Source organism: Sphingomonas sp. FARSPH (assembly GCF_003355005.1).
Lineage (GTDB): Bacteria > Pseudomonadota > Alphaproteobacteria > Sphingomonadales > Sphingomonadaceae > Sphingomonas.
In genome coordinates this window covers 41,742-66,139 of sequence record NZ_CP029987.1, presented here as the reverse complement: position 1 = coordinate 66,139, position 24,398 = coordinate 41,742, and the positions used below count along the sequence as shown (strand labels likewise).

Below are 24,398 nucleotides of genomic sequence, written 5' to 3'. Positions count from 1 at the left end.
CCTATTCAGCAGACAGATCAGCGGGCCTTACAAAGCCCGTTCGCTGAGGTATCATTCGCCCCATACGCATCAGCTTGCGACAAGCCCTAGGACGCGCTTTCCGTAGTCCCTGAGTTCGCCTTTGGGACCGACATAGCGATAGAGGGTGACGCGCTCGATCCCGAGTTCCTTGCATAGATCTGAGACGGACGTGTCGCGCTGGGCCATGGCGGCCTGGGCGAGGCGCACCTGAGCTTTGGAAAGGGCGAACTTGCGGCCGCCTTTGCGGCCCCGCGCGCGGGCGGCGGCAAGGCCAGCCATGGTGCGCTCGCGGATCATATCCCGTTCGAACTCCGCCAGTGTGGCGAAGATGCCGAACACCATGCGACCCGATGGCGTCGTGGTGTCGATCTGCGCGCCCTTGCCGGTGAGCACCCTCAAACCGATACTGCGATCCGACAGGCTCTGGACCGTGCTGACCAGATGCGTGAGCGTTCGGCCGAGCCGATCGAGCTTCCAGACAATCAGGACGTCGCCGTCGCGCAACGATTTGAGGCAGGCGGCAAGACCGGGGCGATCATCACGGCTACCAGATGCACGATCATCATAGATATTGCCTGGCTCGACACCGGCGGCGCGAAGGGCGTCGTGCTGCAGGTCGAGGGACTGCGAGCCATCAGCTTTGGAGACACGGGCGTAGCCGATCAACATGGATCACAAACGAAGGTTTGAGGCGGTGACGAACATGAGCACATAAGATTGCGCTATTGTGTATCTCAACCAGCATCGCAATCAAGCTATCTCAAACCTCGCATCGGAGAGAATAAGGAGCATCTATGCCGCGTCGCGTGACCCTGACCGATCGACAGCGCGAGGCGCTGTTTCATTTGCCGGTCGATCAAGGTGAGCTGCTGCGGCACTATACCCTCAGCGATGAGGATCTCGGGCATATCCGCCAGCGTCGGCGCGCCCACAACCGTTTCGGCTTCGCGCTGCAACTGTGCGTCCTGCGCTACCCGGGCCGGGTGCTCGCTCCTGGCGAGCTGATCCCGGCGCAGGTATCGGATTTCATTGCGGCCCAGCTCGGGCTGACCAGCGACGATCTACTCCTCTATGCCGCGCGCGAGGAGACCCGGCACGAACATCTGGCGGACCTGCGCCGAATCTACGGCTATCGCTCCTTTTCGGGGCGGGGCGCACGGGATTTGCGCGAATGGATCGCTCGGGAAGCCGAGGCGGCGACATCGAACGAAGATCTTGCCGGTCGTTTCGTGGCGGAGTGTCGCCGCACCCGCACGATCCTTCCCGGCTCCTCGACGATCGAGCGCCTTTGCGCCGATGCGCTGGTCGAGGCGGAACGCCGGATTGAAGATCGTATCGCCCATCGCATCACGCCAGCCCTGAGTGGGAATTTGGCTCACCTGTTGGAGGATACGGTGGATGGTCGTGTCACCCGCTTCGTATGGCTGCGACAGTTCGAGGTTGGCGCAAATTCAGCAGCCGCCAACCGGCTGATGGATCGACTGGAATATCTTCAAAGGTTCGATCTTCCGGCGGATTTGCTGGAAGGCGTGCCCGCGCATCGTGTGACCCGACTTCGCCGACAGGGCGAGCGCTATTACGCCGACGGTATGCGCGATCTACCCGAAAGCAGGCGGCTTGCGATCCTCGCTGTCTGCACCCTGGAATGGCGGTCTTCGCTGGCCGATGTCGTCGTGGAGACCCACGACCGCATCGTGGGCCGTCTCTATCGGGCCTCCGAACGCCTTTGCAGCACCAGGATCGCCGACGAAAAGGCGGCCGTTCGGGACACGCTGAAGTCCTTTGCCGAAATCGGTGGCGCATTGCTAGGGGCACAGGACGATGGTGCGGCCCTGGACGGGATAATCGCCACCGGGCCTGGCTGGGAACGGTTCAGAACCCTTGTCGACACGGCCTCCGCGCTGACCAACGTGCTCGCGGCAGGTCCGCTCAGCCGCGTTCTCGACGGCTATCATCGCTTCCGCCTCTACGCGCCAAGGATGCTGCGCCTGCTCGACATGCAGGCGGCGCCGATCGCCAAGCCTCTTCTGGCGGCTGTCGCGCTGCTGCGAAGCGGGATCAAGGCCGATCCTCCGATGGATTTTCTGCGCCCTAACTCCAAATGGCATCGTCATCTTCGCGCTGAGCCCGCCGGTGACTACCGGCTTTGGGAAATCGCAGTGCTGTTTCACATCCGCGACGCCTTCCGGTCGGGCGACATATGGCTGGCGGGATCGCGCCGCTATGGCGACCTCAAGCAGATTCTGGTCCCGCCACAGGCGATAGAGCAGACTGCGCGGCTCGCCGTGCCGCTACGACCTGGCGAATGGCTGGCCGAGCGCAGGGCACGACTGGATACACGGTTGAAGGAGCTAGGCCGCGCAGCGCGAACCGGAACGATCCCAGGTGGCATCATCGAGAACGGCAAGCTGCACATCGACAAGCTGAAGGCCGACACGCCCGAAGGTGCCGAGGATCTCGTGCTCGATCTCTATCAGCAGCTTCCGCCCGCGAGGATCACCGATCTGCTGCTGGAAGTCGACGAGCGAACCGGGTTTTCCGAGGCGTTCACGCATCTACGCACCGGCGCGCCCTGCAGTGACCGGATCGGCCTGATGAACGTGCTTCTTGCGGAGGGCGTCAATCTCGGACTGCGCAAGATGGCGGCGGCGACCAACACACACAGTTTCTGGGAATTGCTGCGGATTGCGCGCTGGTATGTCGAAGGCAGCGCCTATGATCGCGCGCTCGCCATGATCGTGGAGGCCCACGCCGCCCTGCCCATGGCCGCCTTTTGGGGACAAGGACAATCGGCATCCAGCGACGGGCAGTTCTTCCTTGCTACCGAGCAGGGCGAGGCGATGAATCTGATCAACGCGAAATATGGCAACGTCCCGGGTCTCAAGGGATACAGCCATGTGTCCGATCAATATGCTCCCTTCGCAACCCAGGTGATCCCGGCAACGGTCAGCGAGGCGCCCTACATCCTAGACGGGCTGCTCATGAATGACGCGGGCCGCCACGTCCGCCAGCATTTTGCCGACACGGGCGGCTTCACCGATCATGTGTTCGCCGCCTGCGCCTTGCTCGGCTACAGGTTCGCACCGCGTATCCGCGATCTACCTCAGAAAAGATTCTATGCCTTCACGCCCAATGCGACGCCTGCCAATGTGCGAGCGCTAGTCGGTGGCAAGATCAATGAACCGCTGATCGAACGCAACTGGCCCGACATCCTGCGCGTCATGGCGACGATCGCAGCGGGGATCGTCGCGCCTAGCCAGATTCTTCGCAAGCTCGCCTCTTACCCGCGCCAGAATGAACTGGCCCTCGCATTGCGGGAGGTCGGGCGCATCGAGCGGACCCTGTTCATGATCGACTGGATTCTCGATGCCAGCCTCCAGCGCCAGGCTCAGATCGGACTCAACAAGGGCGAGGCCCATCATGCCCTCAAGCGCGCCATCAGTTTCCACCGCCGAGGTGAAATCCGGGATCGATCCGCCGAAGGGCAGCACTATCGCATCGCCGGCATGAACCTGCTCGCCGCCATCATCATCTTCTGGAACACCATGAAACTTGGGGAGGTCGTCGACAGCCGCGCTGTGGACGGGATCGTCGTCGTCCCGCCTGACCTCCTCGCCCATGGTCATGCGACGCTGGCTTCCTGGCAGCGAAGATAAACTCGGCCAGCGTCTCGGTGGCAAGTCATGAGCGTAGGATTTCGCCCCCCACCGCAAACGCCCCCTACATAGGTCCACAGCCTGCCCGTCCTGGTGCGACCGGCACCAGGGGCCAGTACCGGCACCGGCGTGTCGTCGGCATGGAGGGTCGCGCCGCCCATGACGTGGCGCTCGAGCGCGTCGACCAAGGGGCCGAGGAGCGCGGCCGAGCGCCCGACCCAGTCGGCGAGCGTGGAGCGGGCAAGGTCGACGCCCTGGCGAGCATAGATGCCCGACTGGCGGTAGAGCGGCAGATGGTTGGCGTATTTGGACACCAGCACATGGGCGAGCAGCCCCGCACCGGGTCGACCGCGCTCGATGGGCATGGACGGCAACGGCGCCTGCACTATGCGCTCGCATGACCGGCAGCTGAGCCGCGGCCGGACGTGGCGCACGACCCGGAACGAGGCGGGCACATAGTCGAGCTGTTCCGTAACGTCCTCGCCCATGCGCCGCATGGCACCACCGCAGTCGGGGCAGACGCACGGTGCCTCATGCACGACCTCGGTGCGGGGCAGATGATCGGGCAGCGGCTGTCGATACGGCCTGGCGGTCTCCCGTGTCCGGGTGACCACCGGCATCGCCGCAGTGGCGGCTTCCGCCTCGCGCTCTTCCAGCCCGAGTTCCAGCTGGTCAGCCTGGTGCGTCAGCTTCTCCGACGAACGGCCGAAGGCCATGCGCCGCAGCCGCGCGACCTGCATCCGCAACTGCTCCAGCTCGGCGCCGGCAGCAATGAGCATGGCCTTCAGAAGGGCGATATCGTCGGGCAGCGAGGCGGCATCGGGCGACACGCCCGCTTATACCAGAACCCCCGTGCCGATACACGCGAAAGCCGCAGGAAACCGTACTTTTTACCAGGCCAAGGTCGGCTGCGAGGACCGGATCGGATGCCGCCAGTCCACCCCTTCGAGCAGCATCGACAGCTGCGCCGGGGTCAGCACCGCGACGCCGTCCGCGGTCGCCGGCCAGGTGAACCGGCCCCGCTCCAGACGCTTGGCATGGAGCACGAGACCCTGACCATCCCACCACAGCAGCTTGACCAGATCGCCACGCTTGCCCCGGAAGGCGTACACCGCACCGCCAAACGGATCCTGGCGCAGCCGCTGCTGTACCAGCGCGGCCAGCCCGTCGAAGCCCTTGCGCATGTCCGTGACCCCGGCCGCCAGATACACCCGGACACCGCCCGGCGGCCCGATCAAGCAAACCCCGCCAGCACGGTCTTGAGCACCCGCGCGTCGATGGGAGGTGCCAGGCGGATGCGTTGCCCGGCCGGGCCGACCACTTCCACCACACCCGGTCCGAGCGGCTCCGAATGCGGCACCATGGGCGCGCCCGCCACCTCGACCGGAATGAATGCCGGCCCCGGCAACGGCAATGCTTCGCTCGCCACCCCGTCGCGCAGCAGCGTGCGTCGCCAGCGATACACCAGCGACGTGCACACCCGGTGTCGCCGCGCCACCTCCAGCACGCTGGCACCCGGCATCATCGCCTCCGACACGATCCGCGCCTTGTCATCTTCGCTGAACCGCCGGCGCGGTTCAGGCCCAACCATCTCGATAATTCGCGTCGCCATGATGCCGCACCGGTGTCTGCCACAGTGCCGAACCTGTGGCTTGCGCATCACCTCGTCAGCAAGGTGGAGAAGACCGGACGCTTACTCTGAAAGCGCACCGGACGGCGGCCAGCCTGCTCAAAAAGGGGCTCTTCCCCGATGTATCGGACGCACCAGGGGCGGCCTGAACTCTAAGCTGCACGCCGTCTGCGATGATCGTGGTCGCCCGCGCGTCATGCTGCTCACCGAAGGGCAGATGAGCGACTACAAGGGCGCGGCCCTCATGTTCGAGGCGATGCCACCCGCCCCGGTGCTGCTCGCCGATCGCGGCTACGATGCCGACTGGTTCCGTCAGGCGCTCGCCGCACGCGGCGCTGCCGCCTGCATCCCGTCACGCAAAGGCCGCAAGGCACCGATCCCGCATGATGCCGTCCTCTACCGGCGTCGCCACAGGATCGAGAACATGTTCGGCCGCCTCAAGGACTGGCGACGCATCCACACCCGCTACGACCGATGCGCTCACGCCTTCATGTCCGCCATCGCTCTCGCTGCAACCGTCATCTTCTGGATCAACCAATGAGTCCTGAGCCTAGAATGCGTTGCGATGCAGGATCACACGTACTGTCAGAAAGATAATCTTAAGATCGCGCCAGATCGACCAATTCTCGAGATACTCAAGATCGGCCTGAAGACGGTTTCTGAGATCGGCCTCTACCAACGTAGCCCCGCGAAAGCCGCGAACCTGGGCAAGACCGGTGAGACCTGGCTTGGCAGCATGACGATCCCAATAACGCTGATCGACTTCCCAAAAGAGCTTGTCTGCCGCGCGAGAACCCAGAGCATGCGGACGCGGTCCGACGATGCTCATGTCCCCTTTCAGCACGTTGATCAGCTGCGGTAGCTCGTCGATGCTGGTCTTGCGAATGATCCGCCCGACCTTGGTGATTCGGTCGTCGTCGCGAGAGGCGGAACGATGGCCGGCGCCGTCTAACTGCTGAACGTACATCGAGCGGAACTTGAGCATCTGGAACATCTGATTGCCGCGGCCGATACGCACCTGCTTGAACAGGATTGGTCCAGGGCTGTTCATGCGCACTGTTATCGCAGTGAGGACCAGCAGCGGCAGCAGGCACAACAGGGCGGCCGACGCCACCGCGATGTCGAACAAGCGCTTGACAATCCGGTCGGTCAGATTGAGCGGCCCCGCCGCGACAATGATTGACGGGACGTCTCGATAAGGACCCAAGCCAAGAGGGCCCAGTTGGGCAAGTTCTGGTACGATGATCTCACTTTGGACATTGGCGCCACGTAGCGCCTTCGCCCAAGCCAGCCGGTGTTCTGGTGCGCAAGTCACCACGACTCGGTCTACGCTCGCCACCAGCGTGGCGAGACGGTCGTACATGTGTGGGTCGTGCCGGTCGGGATCGAAATAGGACTCAGCCGCCATGATCATGGAGAAATCGCCCGACGGTATAGGAGCACCGCGATCGCACAAGAGGATCGAACTGAATGGATTGCCACCGACGATCCAGCTGAGATGGCGGATAAAGCCGTAGCGGGTGATCCCGAGAAACACGGTTGCCAGCCCCGAGCCGATACCGATCGTCAGACGAGGGAAGGCCGTGCCAGATTTTAAATAGAAGATGATGAGAATGACGCTGCCGACTGCCAGCGCCAACGATTGTAAGCTGCGTCTTATTGCCCGAAATGGATCCTGCAAATTCTCCGCATCATAAGCGTCTGAATTCGAGGCGATAAGTACATAAAGCGGCATCAGAACGAGAGCGAAGACCAGCCAGTTCGTATCGCCAAAAACGGAATGGCGCGCCAAGGCCGCAAGCAGGAAGCCAACAAAGATTGCTACCATGTCGCTGCACAGCAGATAAGCCACCGCCCGGAACTGCAGCAAGGCGCTGCGTGGGCGCCAAGGTGTCTTCGACGGAGAGGTATCAGATGACGTCATCAATGGCCTAGATAAAGAAAAACGCCGGTCGATCGGATCAACGTTATTCAACATGCCCCACACCTGACGTGCTAGGAACCTTCCGATCACGGAAGGCGTCAGACACCTAGCTGGTATGGCCGATTAGCTCAATCCAGTCCCAACTGTGACCAGCGATCTTGGCTGATGACGGGCGTAAACGGTAAACAGGTTTCTATCAAACAGGGCTTAAGAAATAGCCCCTGCGCCGATCCTCCATCCGTCGTTTGTCGAAGGTCAGCAGTGAAAGCGCTTTCTCAATCGCGGTCGGGGTTGCGCGGGTATAGGCCGTCTCAGCGAGTTCGCGTCTTCGCGAGGAATAAAACCTTGCAAATAGGCGATCGCTTTAAAGCAGGCGATTTGAATGCCTTGACGGTGTTGGGACAGCGAGCGCTGCTGAAGTGGCGTAGCCCAACGACGAGTGCTGCCGCAAGATCGGTCAACTCGTGGCCGAAGTCCAAGCTCCAGCGCTGATTGGGAAGTGCCGACACCGGTACAGGTGCCTGCGCGACAACGGCACACCTTCGTCCCTTTCGACGCCTGACCGTCAATCCCTCCTCACAATAGAGCCGTTGGATCTTCTTGCGGTTGATCGTGACGCCATTCCGGCGGAGCAGGATGTGCAGCCGCATATAGCCGAACCGTCAGCGCTCCCACACCAGTTCACAAAGCCGCGACCGCAGGTCGCCATCATCCGCCGGCACGAGCGATACCCCATGCTGGTGGGATCCGCCCCGGCGGGCGTCACCATTTTTTGACAGGTCTTTCAATTCTGCGATGTCGAGCATCATGTCCGCGAACTGTCGCTTGAGCCGCGCGTTTTCCTCTTCCAACGCCCGTAGCCGCTTCGCGTCAGACACCTCCCGGCCGCCGAACTTCGCTTTCCACGCGCAGTAGATCGCGCTCGACATCCCGCGCCTATGGCACAGCTCCGTCACCGACGCGCCCGTCTTCGAGAGCCGGTCTCTAGTTGCGGCTGGATGAAAGACTTGGGTCACGTCAGCCAATCGGTTGATAGCGCGGATATAATTCACCCAATCCCCAATCGGGCTTTCACCGGGCTTGCGCAGCACATCGTTGACCGCCTCCGCCATCAGCGGCTGGAGGCTGCGGCCCTGGCGGCGCCCAAGCATGCGCATAGCGCAGGATACTTCGGGGCCGAAGAGGCGATCTGCTTGCGCTCCCGACGGCTGGCGCCCCCTCGCCCGCACCACCACCAGCAGGGTGGAACGCGGAAATAGGCGCCGATCATCTACCTGTCGCGCCGGGCTGGTTTTCGGTAAATGCGAGTCGGTCGCCGCTACGCTTCATCCGCCAACCAGAACAGCGCCATGTCTCCATCTTCCCGATCCGCGCGTCAATGAATCAGGAAAACTACCAATCCTCAAAGTACCAATGAACTCAAACTCTAGACGTCGTTCCTCGTTTTGCGAATTTCGCGTGCCGAGATGCAGGACGAAATGAAAAAGTAAGTAAGCAGTGAAGATTCAATAGATAAAAAGCTTCCTGACAAAGCGGTAGACATTCCAATATATAAGATGCACGCAGCATACTCCCGTTCACCATATGCAACGAGCGTAAAGCTCGAAAACAAAACCGACGCCAGCACCAATATTCCTAAAAGGCCAAAATAAGTAATAAATTCATAAGTTCCATTAGTTATCTTAGATTCGCCTGTTTCTACAGCGTAGCCCGTTCTTTCAGCTAACAATTCAGCACTTCCAATAGGAATACCCAAAGGATAATGAATTGCGGCAAACCCTAAGGTTTCAATAGGTGCTATTATTCTGCGGTACGTAGATGAGTATTGATCACCTGCCTGCGTCACTAATCGTTGCGACACTAGCGCCCCTTGTATTGAGAAAAGTACAAGACCAGCCAACACCAGCGAAACGAGCTCCTTCACATTTCTCCCCAAAAGAACAACGCCCAAGACGGCAACAAGGATTATTAACCCAAGAGACTTGGTCGCAGCTAATCCTATTAAAACAATAAGTAAATTTCGAGCAACTTTTTTGGTTCTAATGACATCTATCAGACATAACGTACCAATTACGCGACCACACATAGACGGCTCATAGTAGGTACCAATGGCTCTCGCCTTATCAATATCTTCAATGTTAAGATAACTATTAAATAGATCTGACCCCAACAAAGGCTGAACAATATCATATCCAATATAAGTATTAAAAATAGAAGTTCCCAGCCACTGAAGTGTAGCAAAAAACAGTATTATAATATTTATAACAAAAGTTTCAGAAAAGCCCATGGGTTTTCTTGTTAAGAAGGCCATTGATATTAATAAGACGGATATTGCCCAAAGAGAATACGATGCAATAAATTGATTAAATTCAGGAGTAAGAGAGGATTGAAAGACCGTGCATCCGACCATCACGATCAATGGCCAAATAATAAAAAAAGCGGAAGACATAATGACAAATGGATTTAATAAGAACCGCCTCAGCGATAATATAAATGCTATGGGGCAAAATATACCACCAATAGTAATCGCATATCTGTTGAAAGCAGCCACCTTGGCGTAAAGAAAGATTATGGCAACAGCCGAAAGAAAAAAAACAAGCGCATTTTCTTTATAAATAAAAGACGACGAAAGTGTTTTATTGCGAGTAATTGATGAGTTACTCATTTTTTCATCCGATCGTCATACCTCGTAATTATTTTTAAAACGAGAGAATTGAACCCTCGCATAACAACACTTGCACCAATGACTAAAGGCGAAAGCTTTAAAACTTTTCTTTGAACAGAAAGCGCCTCTCTCATTAGTCGGATTTTCATTTTGCCCGACGTAGAAACACTATCAAACTTATTTATACTAAAAACTTCTGGAAAACTGCGCATTATTGCCGATTTTGATTTGAATCTGGCAAGAACATCATAATCGCCACAAACTCGAAAGGTGGGGTCGAACAGGATTTGTTGATGTAGACGCCGATTAAAGAAGGTTGCCTGGTGTAATCCAGGTTGGCCATGCCATAAATAACGGGGATTTCTAGCAGGTCGAGGGATTGATCTACGACCTGTCATCATGATCGAGCCAAAAAACGCGATATCTATGTTAGATTCTATAATACGAGCGCGCGCGTCTGCAAGCGCCCGGTTGGAGTGCATGACATCGCCCGCATTCAAAAAGAGCACATATGCCCCACGTGCCATGACCAAGCCTTTGTTCATGGCGTCATAAATTCCGTTATCACGTTCGCTAATGCCGCGTGCCTCGCCTAAGTTCAACAAATTTGCTACGATTTCGCCGGTTCGATCAGTTGAAGCGCCGTCTATTATGATCCATTCGAAATCATGGCAAGTTTGTATTTTTATCGAACGGCGTGTTTGTAATAAACCTTCCTCGTCGTTGCGAACGACCGTTACAATTGAAACAAAAGGATTGGGCGCGACAGCGGCGCCCATATCTTCTGGTTTGAAGACGGCGGTCATGCCTTTAGCATACCTTTCGCATCGACGATGAGTTTAGTGTATAACGCGGAATATCGCTCGAGTAATTGATTTCCAGAAAACAGATGGCGTGCGCGTTCGGCAAGTTTATCGGGAGAGATACCCCCGTATAGTTCGGACTCTCTAGATTCTAAAACCAGTGTCTCGGCTTCACTTGGAGAAGCAGCGCATCGACCACCTACCATTGCCAACATTTCGGCTGCTGCAGGTGATGGATAGGCAACGACGTAGCAACCCGTCGATAGCGCCTCAATGATTGTTAATGGCGCGTTATCCATTTGTGACGTAAAAAGTAAGCTGCGAGCACTTGCAAAAATTTGAGCTAATTGCTTTCTACTACGAACCTCACCCTCAAGTGTGACGTTTAAATCGGTAAACGGACTGTTTCGGCCGACGAGCCGGATATCCCGCCCCTTACGAGCAGCAAGCTTGCGCACCAAGGCGGAGTCAATCTTTCCGGGTGAATTCAAATCGGATGCACAGAAAACGTGACCATGTCGTCTCTTTTTGAGATCCGTAAGAGCGAGCGTTTCCTCGAATTCCAGATCGAGGGCATTGGGAATATATTCGACTGTCAAATCAGGATATATCCTGCGGTGATCGGTTTGCAGGTGCTTAGACGGGCAGACGATGGCTAGAGGCGTGGTGATGCGACGAAGGTCCCGTTGACGATTGCGGCGGACGATTGCCGAGCGATCCACCAGCGCCGGCAGATCCTCGAAGCGGCGCTTGCCACATTCGCCGCAAGCCCTGGTCCAGCCTGAGCAGTCTCGGACGAATCCACAGCGGCCTGACACAAGCCACCAGTCATGCGCTGTGATTATCAGCGGTTTGCCCATGGCTGCTATTTCCGCGGTGAAACCATGCCAGTGTAGATACCAGTGATGCGGAGCGTGCAGATGTACTATGTCGGCTCGCGCGATCTCCTCGTGCAGGATGCGTCGAGACGGTGTCAGAATCTCTTGCCCGATCATTATATGGGCTGCGTAGTTGGTCAGGACCACTCCGCGAGACCCTATCATCACGATCGACGGATCGTCGGCGACTGCGGGGTCGGGCCGAATGCCAGAAGCGTAACCATAAAGAATGCGACTATCGATGCCGGCCGCGATCAGACGGCGGTGCAAATCATAGCCTACGCGGCCCGCCCCCCCTTGGGTGGCGCGGATATTTATGCTCAAAACCTTCATGGGAGCATACCACCACGCGCTTGGAGAAGTGCATCCAGATGCGACGGCTGCCCGGCTCTAAACCCGCCGATAAACGTAGCGGGCAGTTCAGATCCAAAAGCGCTTTCGACTTGAATCCAATCCGATGAAGGGAAGGCTTGAATAAGCCCGCCATTTGGGTGCCACAGTGAGGGCATCTTGCCAAGAAAAGAGGCCCACATGCTGTATGTCGATGCCGATGCGATCAGCATGCGGCTTCGCGCCATGCTGAACATATCGACTATGGCATTCTGGCCATCGCTCAGGCTTACGCCATCAATTTCGAGAAGCGCGCTCAATTGATCGGGGGTTCCGTCGCTGAAGACCTTGACCGTAATTGAAGAGGGAAGGCTACTACGCATTTTGGCAATGCGATCAGCAAACCAAGACAACGGCAATCTAGTGTTGGCTGTGATCGGCGCGCCAGGCGCCGCCTCCGAGAAGTCGCCTAGTCGAACATGAACCGCGACGTCGGCAGGTTCAGTTGCGAGAATTTGTCGTAAATGCTGCGTTGCGATAATTTCAATTAAACGCGACGTTATTAAATCGTGATAGTCAAACAGGCCATTGAAATAATCAGGTGCAATGACGTGAGGGAGAGGCTCAAACCGCGTTGGTTTTTTGGGCGGCATAAGGAATGTGGGATCGGCGAATTTTTCGACTGTTGCATATGGCCGAAGTAGAGCAGCCAATTTAGCTATCCCAGTTATCGCATGCCCGTCGCGCCGGAACAAACCAGCATAGCTTCGGCGGTCTTTTTCACGCCTGATCAGTGGGCCGATCTTGATCGACAGCCAACCAGGTTCGATCATTACCAAGCCAAGCCTATCGGCCGCAACGAGCGCTCTAGCCCAAGACAGTAGCATATTTGCTAGACCAGGACCGCCGATGCGCACGAAGCCTAGGTCGCAGATGCCACCCAGAGCGGGATAGACAATCGATTGTTTGAAGACTTTCGTCATAATTTCGAGTTTTTCGCTATAGGCATTGGCTTAGGATTCACGACCGCCCTACTGACCTGCCGACAGCACGAATTGTAATGTCGTCGATCCAGGGCGGGTCTGATACTTCGCTGCTACCATTGCTGGAGATTATAAGCCATTGTGTACGACACGCTTTGTCAGGAATGCCGAGGGTCTTGGTGATAACCTGAGGTGTGGGCGTGGCCGGAAATCGAAATGCCAGAATTTCGGCGCCTCTCAAGCAAACGATCATGGCGTCGGGATGTTGCGTGGCATCACCGCGCACTGCACCAATCAAGAATGACAGCTTGTACTGTCCGGGAGGTAACATGAGTAGCTCCCGTGCGACTTCACCCGATGATGTACCGGCAATAGAGAGTGCAGCTGATCCATGGCTGCCGTCGCGGGGTTCTATAATACCTTGATGATCAGGACTGTCGGAAAACTGCCAGTCAAATGGCGGAAGCCCCACTCCGCTTTCGAAACCACCATTTCGAATTAATACTGCTGCCTGATTTTGAGCCACGAACGCTTTTCGGTAAATATGATATGCCGCATCCACCGCGTCGAGCGCGACAAGGCGCTGCATACCTTGTCGAAGTCGAGCACCTTCGAGTGGATCGGCAGGATTGAAATGTAGTGCGGAAACTATGAGAGCAAGCGATATAGGCGATGATATCTTCGGAACAGCCGAGTCGTAGAAATCAAGCCACCAATTTGGCCGCTGGCGTAACAGCTGTGCGAGCGGCTTCGCAACTGCAGGGTTCTCTGCGGCATCGGCCAGCACGGGAATCAAAATAGCCCGAGATGTCTGCGAAGTTCGCATGGCTATATGATAATGGCTTAGTGCCGACGGAATATCATTCTGATCTACCGATTGCTCGATAAGCCACATTTGAGTTGGAAGATCACGCCGAGACAGCCGCTGAGCATAGTAAAAAGCGAATTGTGCAGCGCGGTTACGGGCACGAAGTGCGTCGAACAATCCCAATACTCTTGCTGCTCGCGCATCGACCGGTGAACGAGCCAGCGCATCACTGGCGTAGTATCGAGCTTCCTCCTGCGAACGCGCCGTAGCAGTTACAATATCCTGTTCGGCGAGCGCCGACGCGGCGCTCGACGACCAAGGCCACACGCGGAGTGCCAGCAGCGGCGACGCCCCAGTGGCAACGTTCGACATCGTAACTGCGATTGACAGCCAGCACAGTGCCAGACCGCCGATCACGACCAAGACAACCCGTATGGGATCAATCGATCGTACTCTTCGTGATGTCATCATCTGTCCTGGTTCGTTACGCGTCAGGCGCTTTGTCCTCCTGACCATAGCCATAGCCATAGCCATAGTCATAGCCATAGCCATAGTGCGCGCGTTTCGAATTGAACTTGGTGAGCACGGCACCCTTGATCGTCGCATGTGCGGCCGCCAGACGCTGAAGCGCAACCCTGGCCATAGCCTTCTGCGTCGAGTGCGCCTCAATCACGAAGATTATACCTTCGACACGGCTACTGATGAGGGGGGCATCCGCCAAGCCCATTACTGGCGGAATATCAAAAACCACACACTGATAGATTTCAAGAAGTTGGTTAATAAGATTATCCAATCTGCTTCCGGTAAGAAGGTCGGGTGCGCTGGGCGGATGGGGACCAGCTGTGATGACATCCATGCCAGGATAGACAGTGTTATAGATCATGCTGGTTACGTCATCGTCACCCGACAGATAGTTGCTAAGACCACGTCGGTTTTCGATGCCGAGTTGATGGTGGACTGAAGGCGAGCGCATGTCGGCGTCGATCAAAAGAACCCGGCCGACCGAACGGGCAAGCGAACGCGCAAGGGCGTTCGCCGTAGTGCTTTTGCCCTCTGCAGGACGGCTGCTTGTGACGGCGAGGCTGCGCGGAACGCCATGACTGGTGGAGAACGCCAAATTAGTCTGAAGCGACAAATAGGCTTCCGACAAGGACGATTTCCTGTCGCTCAAAGCCTCCAGAGCGTTGGTTTCAACCTTCGGGATGGCCCCGAGAAGCGGGATTCCGAAGTAGGCATTCACTTCGCCTGGATCCGATAAACCTTGGTCGATCTGCTCCAATACAAAAGCTAAGCCACCACCAAGGATAACACCTAATAAAGTAGCGGCCAATAAATTAAGAAGAAGGTTGGGACTGGAGGGACTTTGTGGTACCGATGCAGGGTCAACTACAACGATATTGTTTGCTCCTACCCCTCCAGCAATACCAATTTCCTTATACCGTTGCAATAGACCGTCATAGAGTTGCTGATTGGTATCTAAATCACGTTGAATGACGTTGTATTCAACCCCGCGACGTCTTTGATCGAGAAAATCAGTCTTGAGTTGTGCGACTTGCGCTTTGAGGTCCTGCTCACGCCTCGCAGCTGCCTTGTATTCCTGTTCGAGTGACGAACCTACACGATTTTCCTCCCGCGTGATCGCGGCATCCAATTGCTCGATCTGCCGGCGTACTGCCATTGCCGGGGGATAATTGGGCTCGAATTGAACCATCAGCCGTGCGTACTCGGCAGACAGTTCCGTCCGCCGCTGACGCAGGGTGGAGATTGCGCCGTTCTGAAGGGCTTCCTGAACCGATCCACCAGGTGCGTTTAGGCGACTTTCTGCTTCGACGCGTTGTGCTATAGCCTTATTTAACTCGTCGTTCAGCATAGTCAGGTTGCCAGCTACCAGCGACCTCTCGGTCACGGACACGCTGCCGTTATTTCCACCGCTATTCGAGGTAACCGGAACATTGATGATTCCCTCACGCGATGCATAGTCCACGAGGTCGCGCTGACCTTGATCGATGCGCTGACGCAATTGCTTAATCCGTCCTTCAAGAAACTGGCGTGCATAAGACGTCATTTCGAAACGGCGCTCGAGCGTCAGCTTCACGAAATCCGAAGACCAGGTATCGATTACCCGCTTCGCCATTGCGGGATCGGGATAGGTGAAAGAAATTGTGACAAGTCGCGACAGCCTCAGAGGAGAAACGGCGAAACTCTTGAGTAGAGCCGACCCCGCAGCCTTGACGCGCGCACGACGCATCGCCGGCAATGGTCGACCTGCGCTATCAAACCATTGATTAGATTTAATTGATACGGTTCTGAAAAAATCGGGTGATTCCGACAAACCAAGATCGGCCGCAACTCGCTCCGCAAGAGTCTGGGACTGAAGTAGTCCATACTGAGTATTGTAGAACTCCTGATCGACCGCACTATCCTTTTGTTGTACACCTTGTACGTTGACGAATGATCCAGTTTCACGCTGAATTTCTAGCGTCGCAGACGCCGTAAACCGTGGAGTCATCAGGATTGTAAGCAAGATGCCAAGGAGGATCGAGCCGCCGATTGCACCCAAGATCACCCATCTCCGCCGGCGAATTGTCGATATCACCATTGTGATGATAGAAACCGCACCGTTGCGGATCGCCGATGCGTCGAACTCGGGTCCGCGCAGCGTCATATCAGGTGTCATTGCCGGTTCGGCGCGTTGTGATGGAATAGGTATCATATAGTGCCTTTGCCGGCGTTGCGTCTGCGACGAACTAGATTATCTGATAAGGGTAACCAGTGGGGCAGCAAGAAGAACACCGCTTGATATTACCTTTTCGAACACCCTGCGTTTGCTGTCCTCACCGACATAGACGATATCATTGGCAAATATGTCAGGGTCAGCATAGGCTCCATTCCGAATTGCTCGCAAATCGTAAAGAGCTGCCATCTCCTGATTGTTTACACGCCTATAGACGACGACGTAAGATGGCTGCGCAAAATCCGCCAATCCTTTGGCTGAGGCTATCGCTCGCATCAAAGTCATGCGGCCGACTACAGGATACAACCCAGGCGTGTTGACCTGACCGTCAATTGCGACCGTCTGGGCACCGGTGTCTACGCTGACAGTGACCTGAGGGTTGCGAACATAGCGTGCCTTAAGCTTTGCGCTGACCATGTCGGCCAATTCAAGAGGCGTCTTGCCGGCTGCAGTGACCGTGCCGATGAGCGGCAAAGCGATCTCGCCGCTAGCATCAACCTGAACGCTGCGCGTAAGCTCCTCCACACCATAGACATCAACGGTTAGTTTATCGAGAGGTCCGATAACGTACGCGCGACGCTCAAGGATCAAATCTTGGCGCGTCGGTTCAGGAAGTGCAGTCTGCTGCAAAACCTGCATCCCTGGCCTTCCGACCAAGCGATCTCCACTGGAACAGGCGGACAGGATCAGCGATCCCACGATCGCAGAAAGCATCCTGATTCTCATGAGGGGCACAATCCAAGCTACACATTAAGGGGCGTCTATCCTGAAGCGTGTTAGCGTAAGGCCCGGAAGGTGGCAACGTTAACGGGGCGGCTGACGATCGGAGATTGAGCGCCACCGAGCCATCCATCCCAGTCCAATCACCATAACGACGCCCAAGAGCGGTGTACGTAACGGATAGTCGATCACGCTAGCGATCATCAGCAACGTGGTGGTCGCAACCCCGAGCCGGCCGTATGCCACGTCAGATTGGCCCTCAGAGGCCGCCACCAGCAGCCAAGCTGTGCGGACCCACCATGCGAAAAAAACGATAAGGACGGCGAAAGCTGCGATACCTCCTGCCATCAATACCTCCAGCGGATCGCTATGGGCGTGATTGTAGAAGGTTAGTTTGAGCAGTACGTCGGGCTCATACTGACGAAAGACCGGATCGAACGCGCCAAGGCCGAAGCCAAATGGAAAAAAATCGCGGGTGATCGTGAGTATTGTCGGCAGCGCTCGTAATCGAAGATCGGATTCTGAACCCACCATACCCGCGAGACGAGCAAGCGCTACGGCGCGACCGGAAACCACTGTTACTATTATCAGCAAGCTAACAACGACGATCGAGCCCAATATTACTATCCAGGCGCGTCTGTCACGCCATGACAGTCGCATCGGCGATAGGAGTATTCCAAGTATCAAGGCCGGTAGCGCAAGGGCGCTGCCGGCGCGCGATCCCGTAATCAGAATCAGCGGGAGGATAATCGGTACAAGTCCACCGGCGATCATTAGTCGCCTTGTCGTGGAGCGATGCCCACCTAGTGATGAGATCGTGGCCCACGTCCCGAGTAAAGGAAACGTTAGAACCAGCATCAGTGCCTGATGATTGTGGTTGGTGAATAGGCCTACCGGCAAATCGCGCGAGGCATGGGCATGAAAGTAAGCAATGCTCTGCTCGCCGCCAATGATCTGCAGGACTCCTAGGAATCCGCTTGCCAAAGAAATAAGAATTAAAGCTGGAACAAGTCGATTTTGCTCAGAAACCCTAATTCCTGCAAAGCCAATGACTGCGGACAGAGGAACTCCTAACGCAATCAAGGCATTCCAAGTTTGGTCCGGGCTAACTGAGATAGGCCGCCAGATATTAGGCTGTCCGATCAGAACACCTGCCGCACTATATGGCGCATGACCAGGAAGAGCTTGCCAGATTCCGGGAGGAAGGGGAACCAGTTGAAGTGCTGTTACAATGGCAGCTGCGATCAAAGAAAGAAGAACGGGCCGCACTTCGTCCCAGCGCACGGTCCTGATCGCGATCGGGACACATGCTGCAATAATTGCGGCCGGACGAAGATAGAGTAGGGATGCAGACTGGGGCCAAGACGATCCTCCACCAATGGCACAAAGGCCAAGGAATAGGCAAAAGAACAAAAACGACACACTGGAACGGGTCAATGTTCTGGACATCCATAATCTTCTTATAAAACTGCGCCGAGAAGATAAATGCAGCCAGTGAACAGAAGTTGGGTAGTTGTGCTACCTTGGGTCACGGCTCAAGGAGACATTCGATTCTGGATGCCCGGCGGGCTTCAAGCCGGACTTCCATTTCATGTTCGACCCGATCCAGGATGGTTTCGCGATGCCAGCGTTCTCGGACGCGCTTTATCGCGCGAGCGCCCATATCCTTACACATCTGATGATCATCTATAATTGTCGAAATGGCTGTCGCAAATGAAGCCCCATCTCCGGGTGGTGTCGCAATACCACACCCTTCCACTTCGTGCGCAAGGCTGGAGTCCTGCGGTGCCGTCACCACTACTGGACGGCCTGAAGCAAGCATATTGGTCAGTTTCGAGGGTAGCACAAGACCGACGGCCTCTGCTTTCTGCGGAAGCAGATGGACGGTAGCCAGCGCGAGAAGTTCGTGGAGGCGTTCCGTCGGCTGCAGGTCATGAAATTGGATATTGGGCAATCCTTCAGCCAGAGCAATCAGATTTGCACGATATGGGCCATTTCCACAGACAATGAACGTCAAGTCGCGTCGTTCGCGCAGTCTTTTAGCGGCTTCGACAATGATTTCTACACCTTGCTTATTGGCAATATTTCCGGAGTATAATGCTACATGCGGAGTCGTAACGTTCCATGCGTTGCGAAGAGTATTATTTGATACTGTAGGCAGCACATTTGCCCAATTACGAAATTCGACGATGCGATCTGGCGCGACACCGCTCTGAGCTAATCGATCACACATCTCGCGACTGATGCTGCTATATACGTCGAACCCATCAAGCAGGCGTCGTTCTACCTTACGCACAGCCCCGCCAACACCAGATGTAGGGTCGAGCAGACCGGTCTTGAACGCCGCCTCTACCTCAAAATCTTGGACATGCAGCCAACTCATGGCGCCGGCGATTTTCGCGGCCAACCGGCCAACTGGTGCTGAGGCGAGCGAGGGGGCCACCGAAAATACCAGATCGGGTTGAAAGCGGCGGGCCATTGCTACCATCGGCGCGCTCGCCGAAATAGCGAAAGACGCATGATGGAGCAAGCGTGATTTGCCAGACGGGTTCTCTGGGACATAAAGCGGACAACGTATGATATTGATCTCTGCTATCGTGTCCCGGGTCCACCCAGCTGAGGTGCCTTCGGGTTTTCTCCAGTTTGGATAATAAGGCTTCCCGGTAATCGCGGTTACACTGTGGCCACGCTCCTCCAAACCTCGACACAGGCCGGTCGAATAGGGACCTATACCAATAGGTTCCGGTTCAAAGTTGAGTCCGAAAAAAAGGATTCGCATATCGTCAGAGCTTATTGGCTAGGAACCACTCGTATGTGGCAGCGACGCCGGTAGACAAATCTACTTTTGGCGCCCAACCCATGGCACGCAGTTTTTCCGCTGACATCAACTTCCGGGGGGTACCATCAGGCTTCGTGATGTCGCGCTCGATTTCACCGGTGAACCCAACGACGTTGCAGACCAGTCGTGCAACGTCGTAGATTGTTATATCTTCACCAGATCCGACGTTAATGTGCATATTAGCAGAATAATTTTTCATTAGAAAGATACATGCGTCGGCGCAGTCATCGACAAACATGAATTCTCTCATGGGTGACCCAGTTCCCCATATCATCATTTTAGCATCACGATTTGTCTTCGCCTCATGAGCCTTTCTGATCAGCGCAGGAAGAACGTGACTGGAATTAAGATCGAAATTATCGCCGGGACCGTATAGATTAGTAGGCATAGCTGAAATATAGTCGCGAGCATATTGCTTGCGATAGGCTTCGGCCAGCTTGATTCCGGCGATTTTAGCGATCGCATAAGCTTCGTTTGTAGGTTCGAGCGAACCGGTGAGGAGGCTTTCTTCAACGATAGGTTGTTCCGCGAACTTCGGGTAAATGCAAGATGAACCAAGGAAGCAAAGGCGATTTACATCGGCACGATGGGCTGCTTCGATGATATTTGCTTCGATCATTAGATTGTTATAAAGGAAATCGACTGGATAGGTGGCGTTTGCCAGAATGCCACCGACCTTGGCGGCGGCAACAAAGATACCGTCGATCTTAGCAGTCGCCAGCCATTGGCGAACAGCGCGCTGATCCATCAGGTCAAGTTCATCGCGAGCGACTGTGACCACGTCGCATTGTTCTGACGCCAGCCGACGGGAAATCGCTCCACCGAGCATGCCACGATGTCCAGCGACCCACACGCGTTTACCCGTAAAATCCCACATCGTCTAAAACTTTCCCTTTCGGCATCAGCACGAGTAATTCCCCCGACGGGACCGATGCCGTCGGGGAATTCAGAAGAAGGCTGGTCAGGCACCCTTGCCGATCGGTGCATCGCGCATCAGGATGAGGTCGTTTCGGACCATCTCCCTACACAGATCACGAACCGAGGTTTCATGGCGCCAGCCAAGCTGGTTATAAGCCTTGGTTGGATCACCGATAAGCAATTCGACTTCTGTGGGACGGAAATACCGAGGATCGATTTCGACCAGGCAGCGCCCGGTTTCGCTGCAATAGCCTTTTTCATCGGCTCCGGTGCCTTCCCAGCGTAACTTCAGGCCAACGTCTTCGAATGCCCATTCGACGAACGTTCGTACCGGCGTGGTTTCGCCCGTAGCGAGAACATAGTCATCGGCCTTATCCTGCTGCAACATCAACCACATACCGCGGACATATTCGCGAGCATGGCCCCAATCGCGCTTGGCGTCGAGATTGCCCAGAAACAACTTGTCTTGACGATTGAGCGAGATCGCGGCCGCTGCACGGGTAATTTTCCGCGTTACAAACGTTTCGCCGCGTAGCGGGCTTTCGTGATTGAACAGGATACCGTTGGAGGCATGCATGCCATAGGCTTCACGATAGTTTACGACGATCCAATAGGCATATAGTTTGGCGGCTGCGTATGGTGAGCGAGGGTAGAACGGCGTAGTTTCACGCTGCGGCACTTCTTGCACAAGACCATAAAGTTCGGATGTCGAAGCTTGGTAAAAGCGACAGGTTTCGACCATACCCAAGATACGGATAGCTTCGAGTAGACGAAGTGCGCCTAGTGCGTCCGAGTTTGCCGTATATTCCGGCGTTTCGAAGCTCACGGCGACGTGACTTTGCGCGGCAAGGTTGTAAATTTCCGTCGGCTTGGTTTGCTGTATTATGCGTATCAAGTTTGTGCTGTCGGTCATGTCTCCATAATGGAGATGAAAGCGCGAGTGCTCGCTGTGAGGATCTTGATAAATATCCTCGATACGGCCCGTGTTGAATGAAGATGAGCGTCTTTTTACACCATGAACTTCGTAACCCTTCTCGAGGAGCATTTGAGCAAGATACGCGCCATCTTGACCGGTAACGCCGGTGATGAGCGCAACATTCTTTTTCATTGCAGGCAAACCTTCTTCACTGCTATCGACATAGCATCTCTACTGTAAGCGGTTTTTCACCGTACAATGGGAGGCGATCGAACGCATTAAGTTAACAGGATGAGGATACGTATTTCCGCAGGCGTGCGAGGTAATCTGATCCGATCGATATACCGGCGGACTGTGGGCGTGCAATGGTATTGCGTCGCTGTCGATCGGGATCATGTGCCATTAGGGCGGCCCCCCGATATCCGCGCATCTCATGTTATCAGGCGAACGTGCTAAGCCGGCTAGCGAGCCTTTCAGGGTCAGGATCTGTAATTTGCGTCCGCTCGGCGGTTGTCCCTTGAGGGCCTCAAGGATCTGTCCGCACTCGCGGCCTGTCGGTCGGTGGTGCTGTATCGGGTCTCACAAGGCCGAACGTTGCACTGCCTCGAAGCGGGCTTGGCAGCTCATCTGATAACCTTCGCAGATCGTCCGTCCTTGCGTTCCTTCGCGGGACACCGCCATCGGGTCAGCTGGAGAGCATTACCGCTGGCGAGGGGAGCTTACCTCTTTTCAGGCCTCGAGCAAGGTGCCCTCGCGCAACATGGCGTGCATGATGACGGCGAGGCGACGGGCGAGCGCGACCTGGGCCTTCTTGAGACCGCGTCGCTTGACGGTCTTCAGCGCCCAGGTCTTCAGTGCGAAGGTCTGGCGCGTGCGCGTCAGGATCGAGTTGGCCGCTTCGTAGAGCAGCGTGCGGACGGTGCCGTCGCCATGCTTGGTGATCCGGCCCGTCCAGTCGAGTTCGCCAGACTGGTGCCGACGCGGGACGAGGCCACAGTAGGCACCAGCCGTGCGCGACCGCTTGAACCGGCCCGCCTCATCGATGGCGGCAGCGAACGCAGCCGAGGTCTGCACGCCGATGCCCAGGATGGTCATCAGGGCCTGACAGGCCGGAGAGGCGATGCTGATCGCCTTGAGCTCGCGATCCATCCGACGGATCTCGTCAACCAGGCCGTTCCGCGCCCGGAGCAGCGAGGCCACCGCCTCACCGAGACCCGGGATGGCGATGGCGGCCTGCACCTGCGCGAGGAACCGCTCGCCCTGGCCAGTCCCCGGCCTGATCCCGAAGGTGGCGCAGAGGCCGCGGATGGTGTTGTCAAGCCGGACACGTGCTTCGACCAGATGCGTGCGGGCGGTGATCACCGAGCGCACCCCATGCGACGTCGGTGATTTGACGTGCACCTCCTTGTAGAAGCCGGTCCGGGCCAACTGTGCGAGGCCCGCCGCATCATGCGGATCAGTCTTGTTCGCCTTCATCACCTTGAGGCTCCGGTGGGCCTGGCGCGCATCGATGCACACGATCGCGACGCCCAGCTCGTGCAGGCCACGCGCAACCCATGGCGTCATCCGGTCGGTCTCGATCACCACGCGGTCCACGGGCAGAAGCGTGGCGATCGCTTCCGGCGTGCTGTCCACGCGTTGCGCTGCGACCTTGCGCCCTTCGGCATCGACAATGCAGACGTGCGACGTTTCCATCGACAGGTCTATTCCGGCATAGTGCTTCATACCTTCAGGTCCGACAACCAGAAGGTGCGCCGCTCAGTCGGCCCGGGGAAGCAGCCACAAATTACACGATGACCAAAATGCCAAGGCGGTGGCGAGAGCGGCGCCTGAGAGGAAGTTGGCAGCGAGCTTATCGTAGCGGGTGGCAATGCGGCGGAAGTCCTTGAGGCAGCCGAACATGATCTCAATGTGGCTGCGGCGCCGGTAGCGGCGCTTGTCGTATTTGACCGGCTTATTGCGTGATCGCCGGCCCGGGATTCGGGGCTGGATGCCCTTGGCCTGAAGAGCGTCCCTGAACCAATCCGCGTCGTAGCCGCGGTCGCCGAGCAGCCACTGCGCTTCTGGCGCTCGTCCAGCAGCGCTGCCGCGCCAGTGTAGTCGCTGATTTGCCCGGCGGTCATGAAGAAGTTCAAGGGGCGTCCGTTTGCATCGGCGACGGCATGGAGCTTGGTGTTCATGCCACCTTTGGTGCGTCCGATCAGGCGCCCGAAATCCCCTTTTTTACCCGCAAGCTCGAAGCCGTGCGGTGCGCCTTCAAGTAGGTCGCGTCGATCACGACGGTCTTGGGTTCGGCATTGCCCGCAGCCAGCCCCTCCATCATGCGCGTGAACACGCCTCGCTCGCCCCAGCGCTTCCACCGATTGTACAGCGTCTTATGGGGGCCATAAGCGCTCGGAGCATCTCGCCAGCGCAGCCCGTTGCGGTTGACGAAGACGATGCCGCTCAGCACCCGCAGGTCATCCACCCGAGGCTTGCCACGGCTCTTGCGAAAGAACGGCCGCAGCCGCTCCATCTGATCGTCCGTCAGCCATAACTGATGGGGTGGACGCTCCCCGACGGCATCGACGTGC

The 24,398-nt window shown here is 56.6% G+C and carries 17 protein-coding genes and 4 pseudogenes; 2 read left to right on the top strand and 19 right to left on the bottom strand.

Going from position 1 to position 24,398, the window contains the following annotated elements:
- Positions 1-69: 69 nt before the first annotated feature.
- Positions 70-690, bottom strand: coding sequence for a recombinase family protein (locus DM480_RS17425; protein ID WP_115381670.1), 621 nt, complete (start codon positions 688-690; stop codon positions 70-72).
- Positions 691-815: 125 nt separating this feature from the next.
- Here DM480_RS17425 and DM480_RS17420 point away from each other — a divergent pair, with 125 nt between their 5' ends.
- Positions 816-3,677 (top strand): Tn3 family transposase, encoded by a 2,862-nt coding sequence (locus DM480_RS17420; protein ID WP_115381868.1) that lies wholly within the window; start codon positions 816-818, stop codon positions 3,675-3,677.
- A gap of 65 nt (positions 3,678-3,742) precedes the next feature.
- Here DM480_RS17420 and tnpC read toward each other — a convergent pair.
- The 3 genes and pseudogenes from tnpC to tnpA form a co-directional block, all read right to left on the bottom strand.
- Positions 3,743-4,456, bottom strand: a pseudogene (gene tnpC / locus DM480_RS17415) (IS66 family transposase); the annotation flags it as partial.
- A gap of 111 nt (positions 4,457-4,567) precedes the next feature.
- Positions 4,568-4,915, bottom strand: coding sequence for an IS66 family insertion sequence element accessory protein TnpB (gene tnpB / locus DM480_RS17410; protein ID WP_076711207.1), 348 nt, complete (start codon positions 4,913-4,915; stop codon positions 4,568-4,570).
- Positions 4,912-5,289, bottom strand: a complete 378-nt coding sequence (tnpA, locus tag DM480_RS17405; protein ID WP_056439051.1) for an IS66-like element accessory protein TnpA — start codon at positions 5,287-5,289, stop codon at positions 4,912-4,914. The genes tnpB and tnpA overlap by 4 nt, the downstream gene beginning before the upstream one ends.
- An 86-nt stretch (positions 5,290-5,375) precedes the next feature.
- On the opposite strand from tnpA, the pseudogene DM480_RS17400 reads away from it, so the two are divergent.
- Positions 5,376-5,848, top strand: a pseudogene (locus DM480_RS17400) (IS5 family transposase); the annotation flags it as partial.
- Positions 5,849-5,857: 9 nt separating this feature from the next.
- On the opposite strand, the gene DM480_RS18630 reads toward DM480_RS17400, so the two are convergent.
- From DM480_RS18630 to DM480_RS17335, 15 genes and pseudogenes are all read right to left on the bottom strand, one after another.
- Positions 5,858-7,285 (bottom strand): sugar transferase, encoded by a 1,428-nt coding sequence (locus DM480_RS18630; RefSeq protein WP_115381866.1) that lies wholly within the window; start codon positions 7,283-7,285, stop codon positions 5,858-5,860.
- Between the two features lie 407 nt (positions 7,286-7,692).
- Positions 7,693-8,256: pseudogene (locus DM480_RS18360) on the bottom strand (transposase); the annotation flags it as partial.
- 401 nt (positions 8,257-8,657) lie between these two features.
- Entirely contained in the window at positions 8,658-9,896 is a 1,239-nt protein-coding gene (locus DM480_RS18025) for a hypothetical protein (RefSeq protein WP_125471606.1), read from the bottom strand.
- Positions 9,893-10,702: a glycosyltransferase family 2 protein gene (locus DM480_RS17380; RefSeq protein WP_115381860.1), complete on the bottom strand. Its 810-nt coding sequence runs from the start codon at positions 10,700-10,702 to the stop codon at positions 9,893-9,895. Before DM480_RS17380 ends, DM480_RS18025 begins: the two co-directional genes overlap by 4 nt.
- A complete protein-coding gene (locus DM480_RS17375; protein ID WP_115381858.1) occupies positions 10,699-11,910 on the bottom strand; it encodes a glycosyltransferase in 1,212 nt (403 codons plus the stop codon). The genes DM480_RS17380 and DM480_RS17375 overlap by 4 nt, the downstream gene beginning before the upstream one ends.
- Positions 11,907-12,890, bottom strand: coding sequence for a hypothetical protein (locus tag DM480_RS18020; RefSeq protein WP_125471604.1), 984 nt, complete (start codon positions 12,888-12,890; stop codon positions 11,907-11,909). The genes DM480_RS17375 and DM480_RS18020 overlap by 4 nt, the downstream gene beginning before the upstream one ends.
- A gap of 37 nt (positions 12,891-12,927) precedes the next feature.
- Entirely contained in the window at positions 12,928-14,121 is a 1,194-nt protein-coding gene (locus tag DM480_RS18015; RefSeq protein ID WP_125471602.1) for a hypothetical protein, read from the bottom strand.
- Between the two features lie 61 nt (positions 14,122-14,182).
- The gene (locus DM480_RS17370) at positions 14,183-16,411 is read right to left on the bottom strand and encodes a GumC family protein (protein WP_115381856.1); all 2,229 of its coding nucleotides are present in this window, start codon (positions 16,409-16,411) and stop codon (positions 14,183-14,185) included.
- 39 nt (positions 16,412-16,450) lie between these two features.
- Positions 16,451-17,146, bottom strand: a complete 696-nt coding sequence (locus DM480_RS17365) for a polysaccharide biosynthesis/export family protein (protein ID WP_232834246.1) — start codon at positions 17,144-17,146, stop codon at positions 16,451-16,453.
- A gap of 90 nt (positions 17,147-17,236) precedes the next feature.
- A complete protein-coding gene (locus DM480_RS17360) occupies positions 17,237-18,601 on the bottom strand; it encodes an O-antigen ligase family protein (protein WP_115381852.1) in 1,365 nt (454 codons plus the stop codon).
- Positions 18,602-18,680: 79 nt separating this feature from the next.
- Positions 18,681-19,931, bottom strand: a complete 1,251-nt coding sequence (locus DM480_RS17355; RefSeq protein WP_115381850.1) for a WcaI family glycosyltransferase — start codon at positions 19,929-19,931, stop codon at positions 18,681-18,683.
- A gap of 4 nt (positions 19,932-19,935) precedes the next feature.
- Positions 19,936-20,868 carry a GDP-L-fucose synthase gene (fcl, locus tag DM480_RS17350; RefSeq protein ID WP_115381848.1) on the bottom strand — a complete coding sequence of 311 codons (933 nt, stop codon included), beginning with the start codon at positions 20,866-20,868 and terminating at the stop codon, positions 19,936-19,938.
- Between the two features lie 84 nt (positions 20,869-20,952).
- Complete coding sequence (gene gmd, locus DM480_RS17345; RefSeq protein WP_115381846.1) at positions 20,953-22,017, bottom strand: GDP-mannose 4,6-dehydratase; 1,065 nt, start codon at positions 22,015-22,017, stop codon at positions 20,953-20,955.
- Positions 22,018-22,554: 537 nt separating this feature from the next.
- Entirely contained in the window at positions 22,555-23,550 is a 996-nt protein-coding gene (locus tag DM480_RS17340) for an IS110 family transposase (RefSeq protein ID WP_115381845.1), read from the bottom strand.
- A 33-nt stretch (positions 23,551-23,583) separates the two neighbouring features.
- Positions 23,584-24,340 (bottom strand): annotated as a pseudogene (locus tag DM480_RS17335) (IS5 family transposase).
- Positions 24,341-24,398 lie beyond the last annotated feature (58 nt).

What these genes read in the sequence shown, in the direction of transcription:
- DM480_RS17425 (WP_115381670.1), bottom strand. Translation starts at nt 690, where the DNA reads ATGTTGATCGGCTACGCCCGTGTCTCCAAAGCTGATGGCTCGCAGTCC.
- DM480_RS17420 (WP_115381868.1), top strand. Translation starts at nt 816, where the DNA reads ATGCCGCGTCGCGTGACCCTGACCGATCGACAGCGCGAGGCGCTGTTT.
- tnpA (WP_056439051.1), bottom strand. Translation starts at nt 5,289, where the DNA reads ATGGCGACGCGAATTATCGAGATGGTTGGGCCTGAACCGCGCCGGCGG.
- DM480_RS18630 (WP_115381866.1), bottom strand. Translation starts at nt 7,285, where the DNA reads ATGTTGAATAACGTTGATCCGATCGACCGGCGTTTTTCTTTATCTAGG.
- DM480_RS18025 (WP_125471606.1), bottom strand. Translation starts at nt 9,896, where the DNA reads ATGAGTAACTCATCAATTACTCGCAATAAAACACTTTCGTCGTCTTTT.
- DM480_RS17380 (WP_115381860.1), bottom strand. Translation starts at nt 10,702, where the DNA reads ATGACCGCCGTCTTCAAACCAGAAGATATGGGCGCCGCTGTCGCGCCC.
- DM480_RS17375 (WP_115381858.1), bottom strand. Translation starts at nt 11,910, where the DNA reads ATGAAGGTTTTGAGCATAAATATCCGCGCCACCCAAGGGGGGGCGGGC.
- DM480_RS18020 (WP_125471604.1), bottom strand. Translation starts at nt 12,890, where the DNA reads ATGACGAAAGTCTTCAAACAATCGATTGTCTATCCCGCTCTGGGTGGC.
- DM480_RS17370 (WP_115381856.1), bottom strand. Translation starts at nt 16,411, where the DNA reads ATGATACCTATTCCATCACAACGCGCCGAACCGGCAATGACACCTGAT.
- DM480_RS17365 (WP_232834246.1), bottom strand. Translation starts at nt 17,146, where the DNA reads ATGCTTTCTGCGATCGTGGGATCGCTGATCCTGTCCGCCTGTTCCAGT.
- DM480_RS17360 (WP_115381852.1), bottom strand. Translation starts at nt 18,601, where the DNA reads ATGTCCAGAACATTGACCCGTTCCAGTGTGTCGTTTTTGTTCTTTTGC.
- DM480_RS17355 (WP_115381850.1), bottom strand. Translation starts at nt 19,931, where the DNA reads ATGCGAATCCTTTTTTTCGGACTCAACTTTGAACCGGAACCTATTGGT.
- fcl (WP_115381848.1), bottom strand. Translation starts at nt 20,868, where the DNA reads ATGTGGGATTTTACGGGTAAACGCGTGTGGGTCGCTGGACATCGTGGC.
- gmd (WP_115381846.1), bottom strand. Translation starts at nt 22,017, where the DNA reads ATGAAAAAGAATGTTGCGCTCATCACCGGCGTTACCGGTCAAGATGGC.
- DM480_RS17340 (WP_115381845.1), bottom strand. Translation starts at nt 23,550, where the DNA reads ATGAAGCACTATGCCGGAATAGACCTGTCGATGGAAACGTCGCACGTC.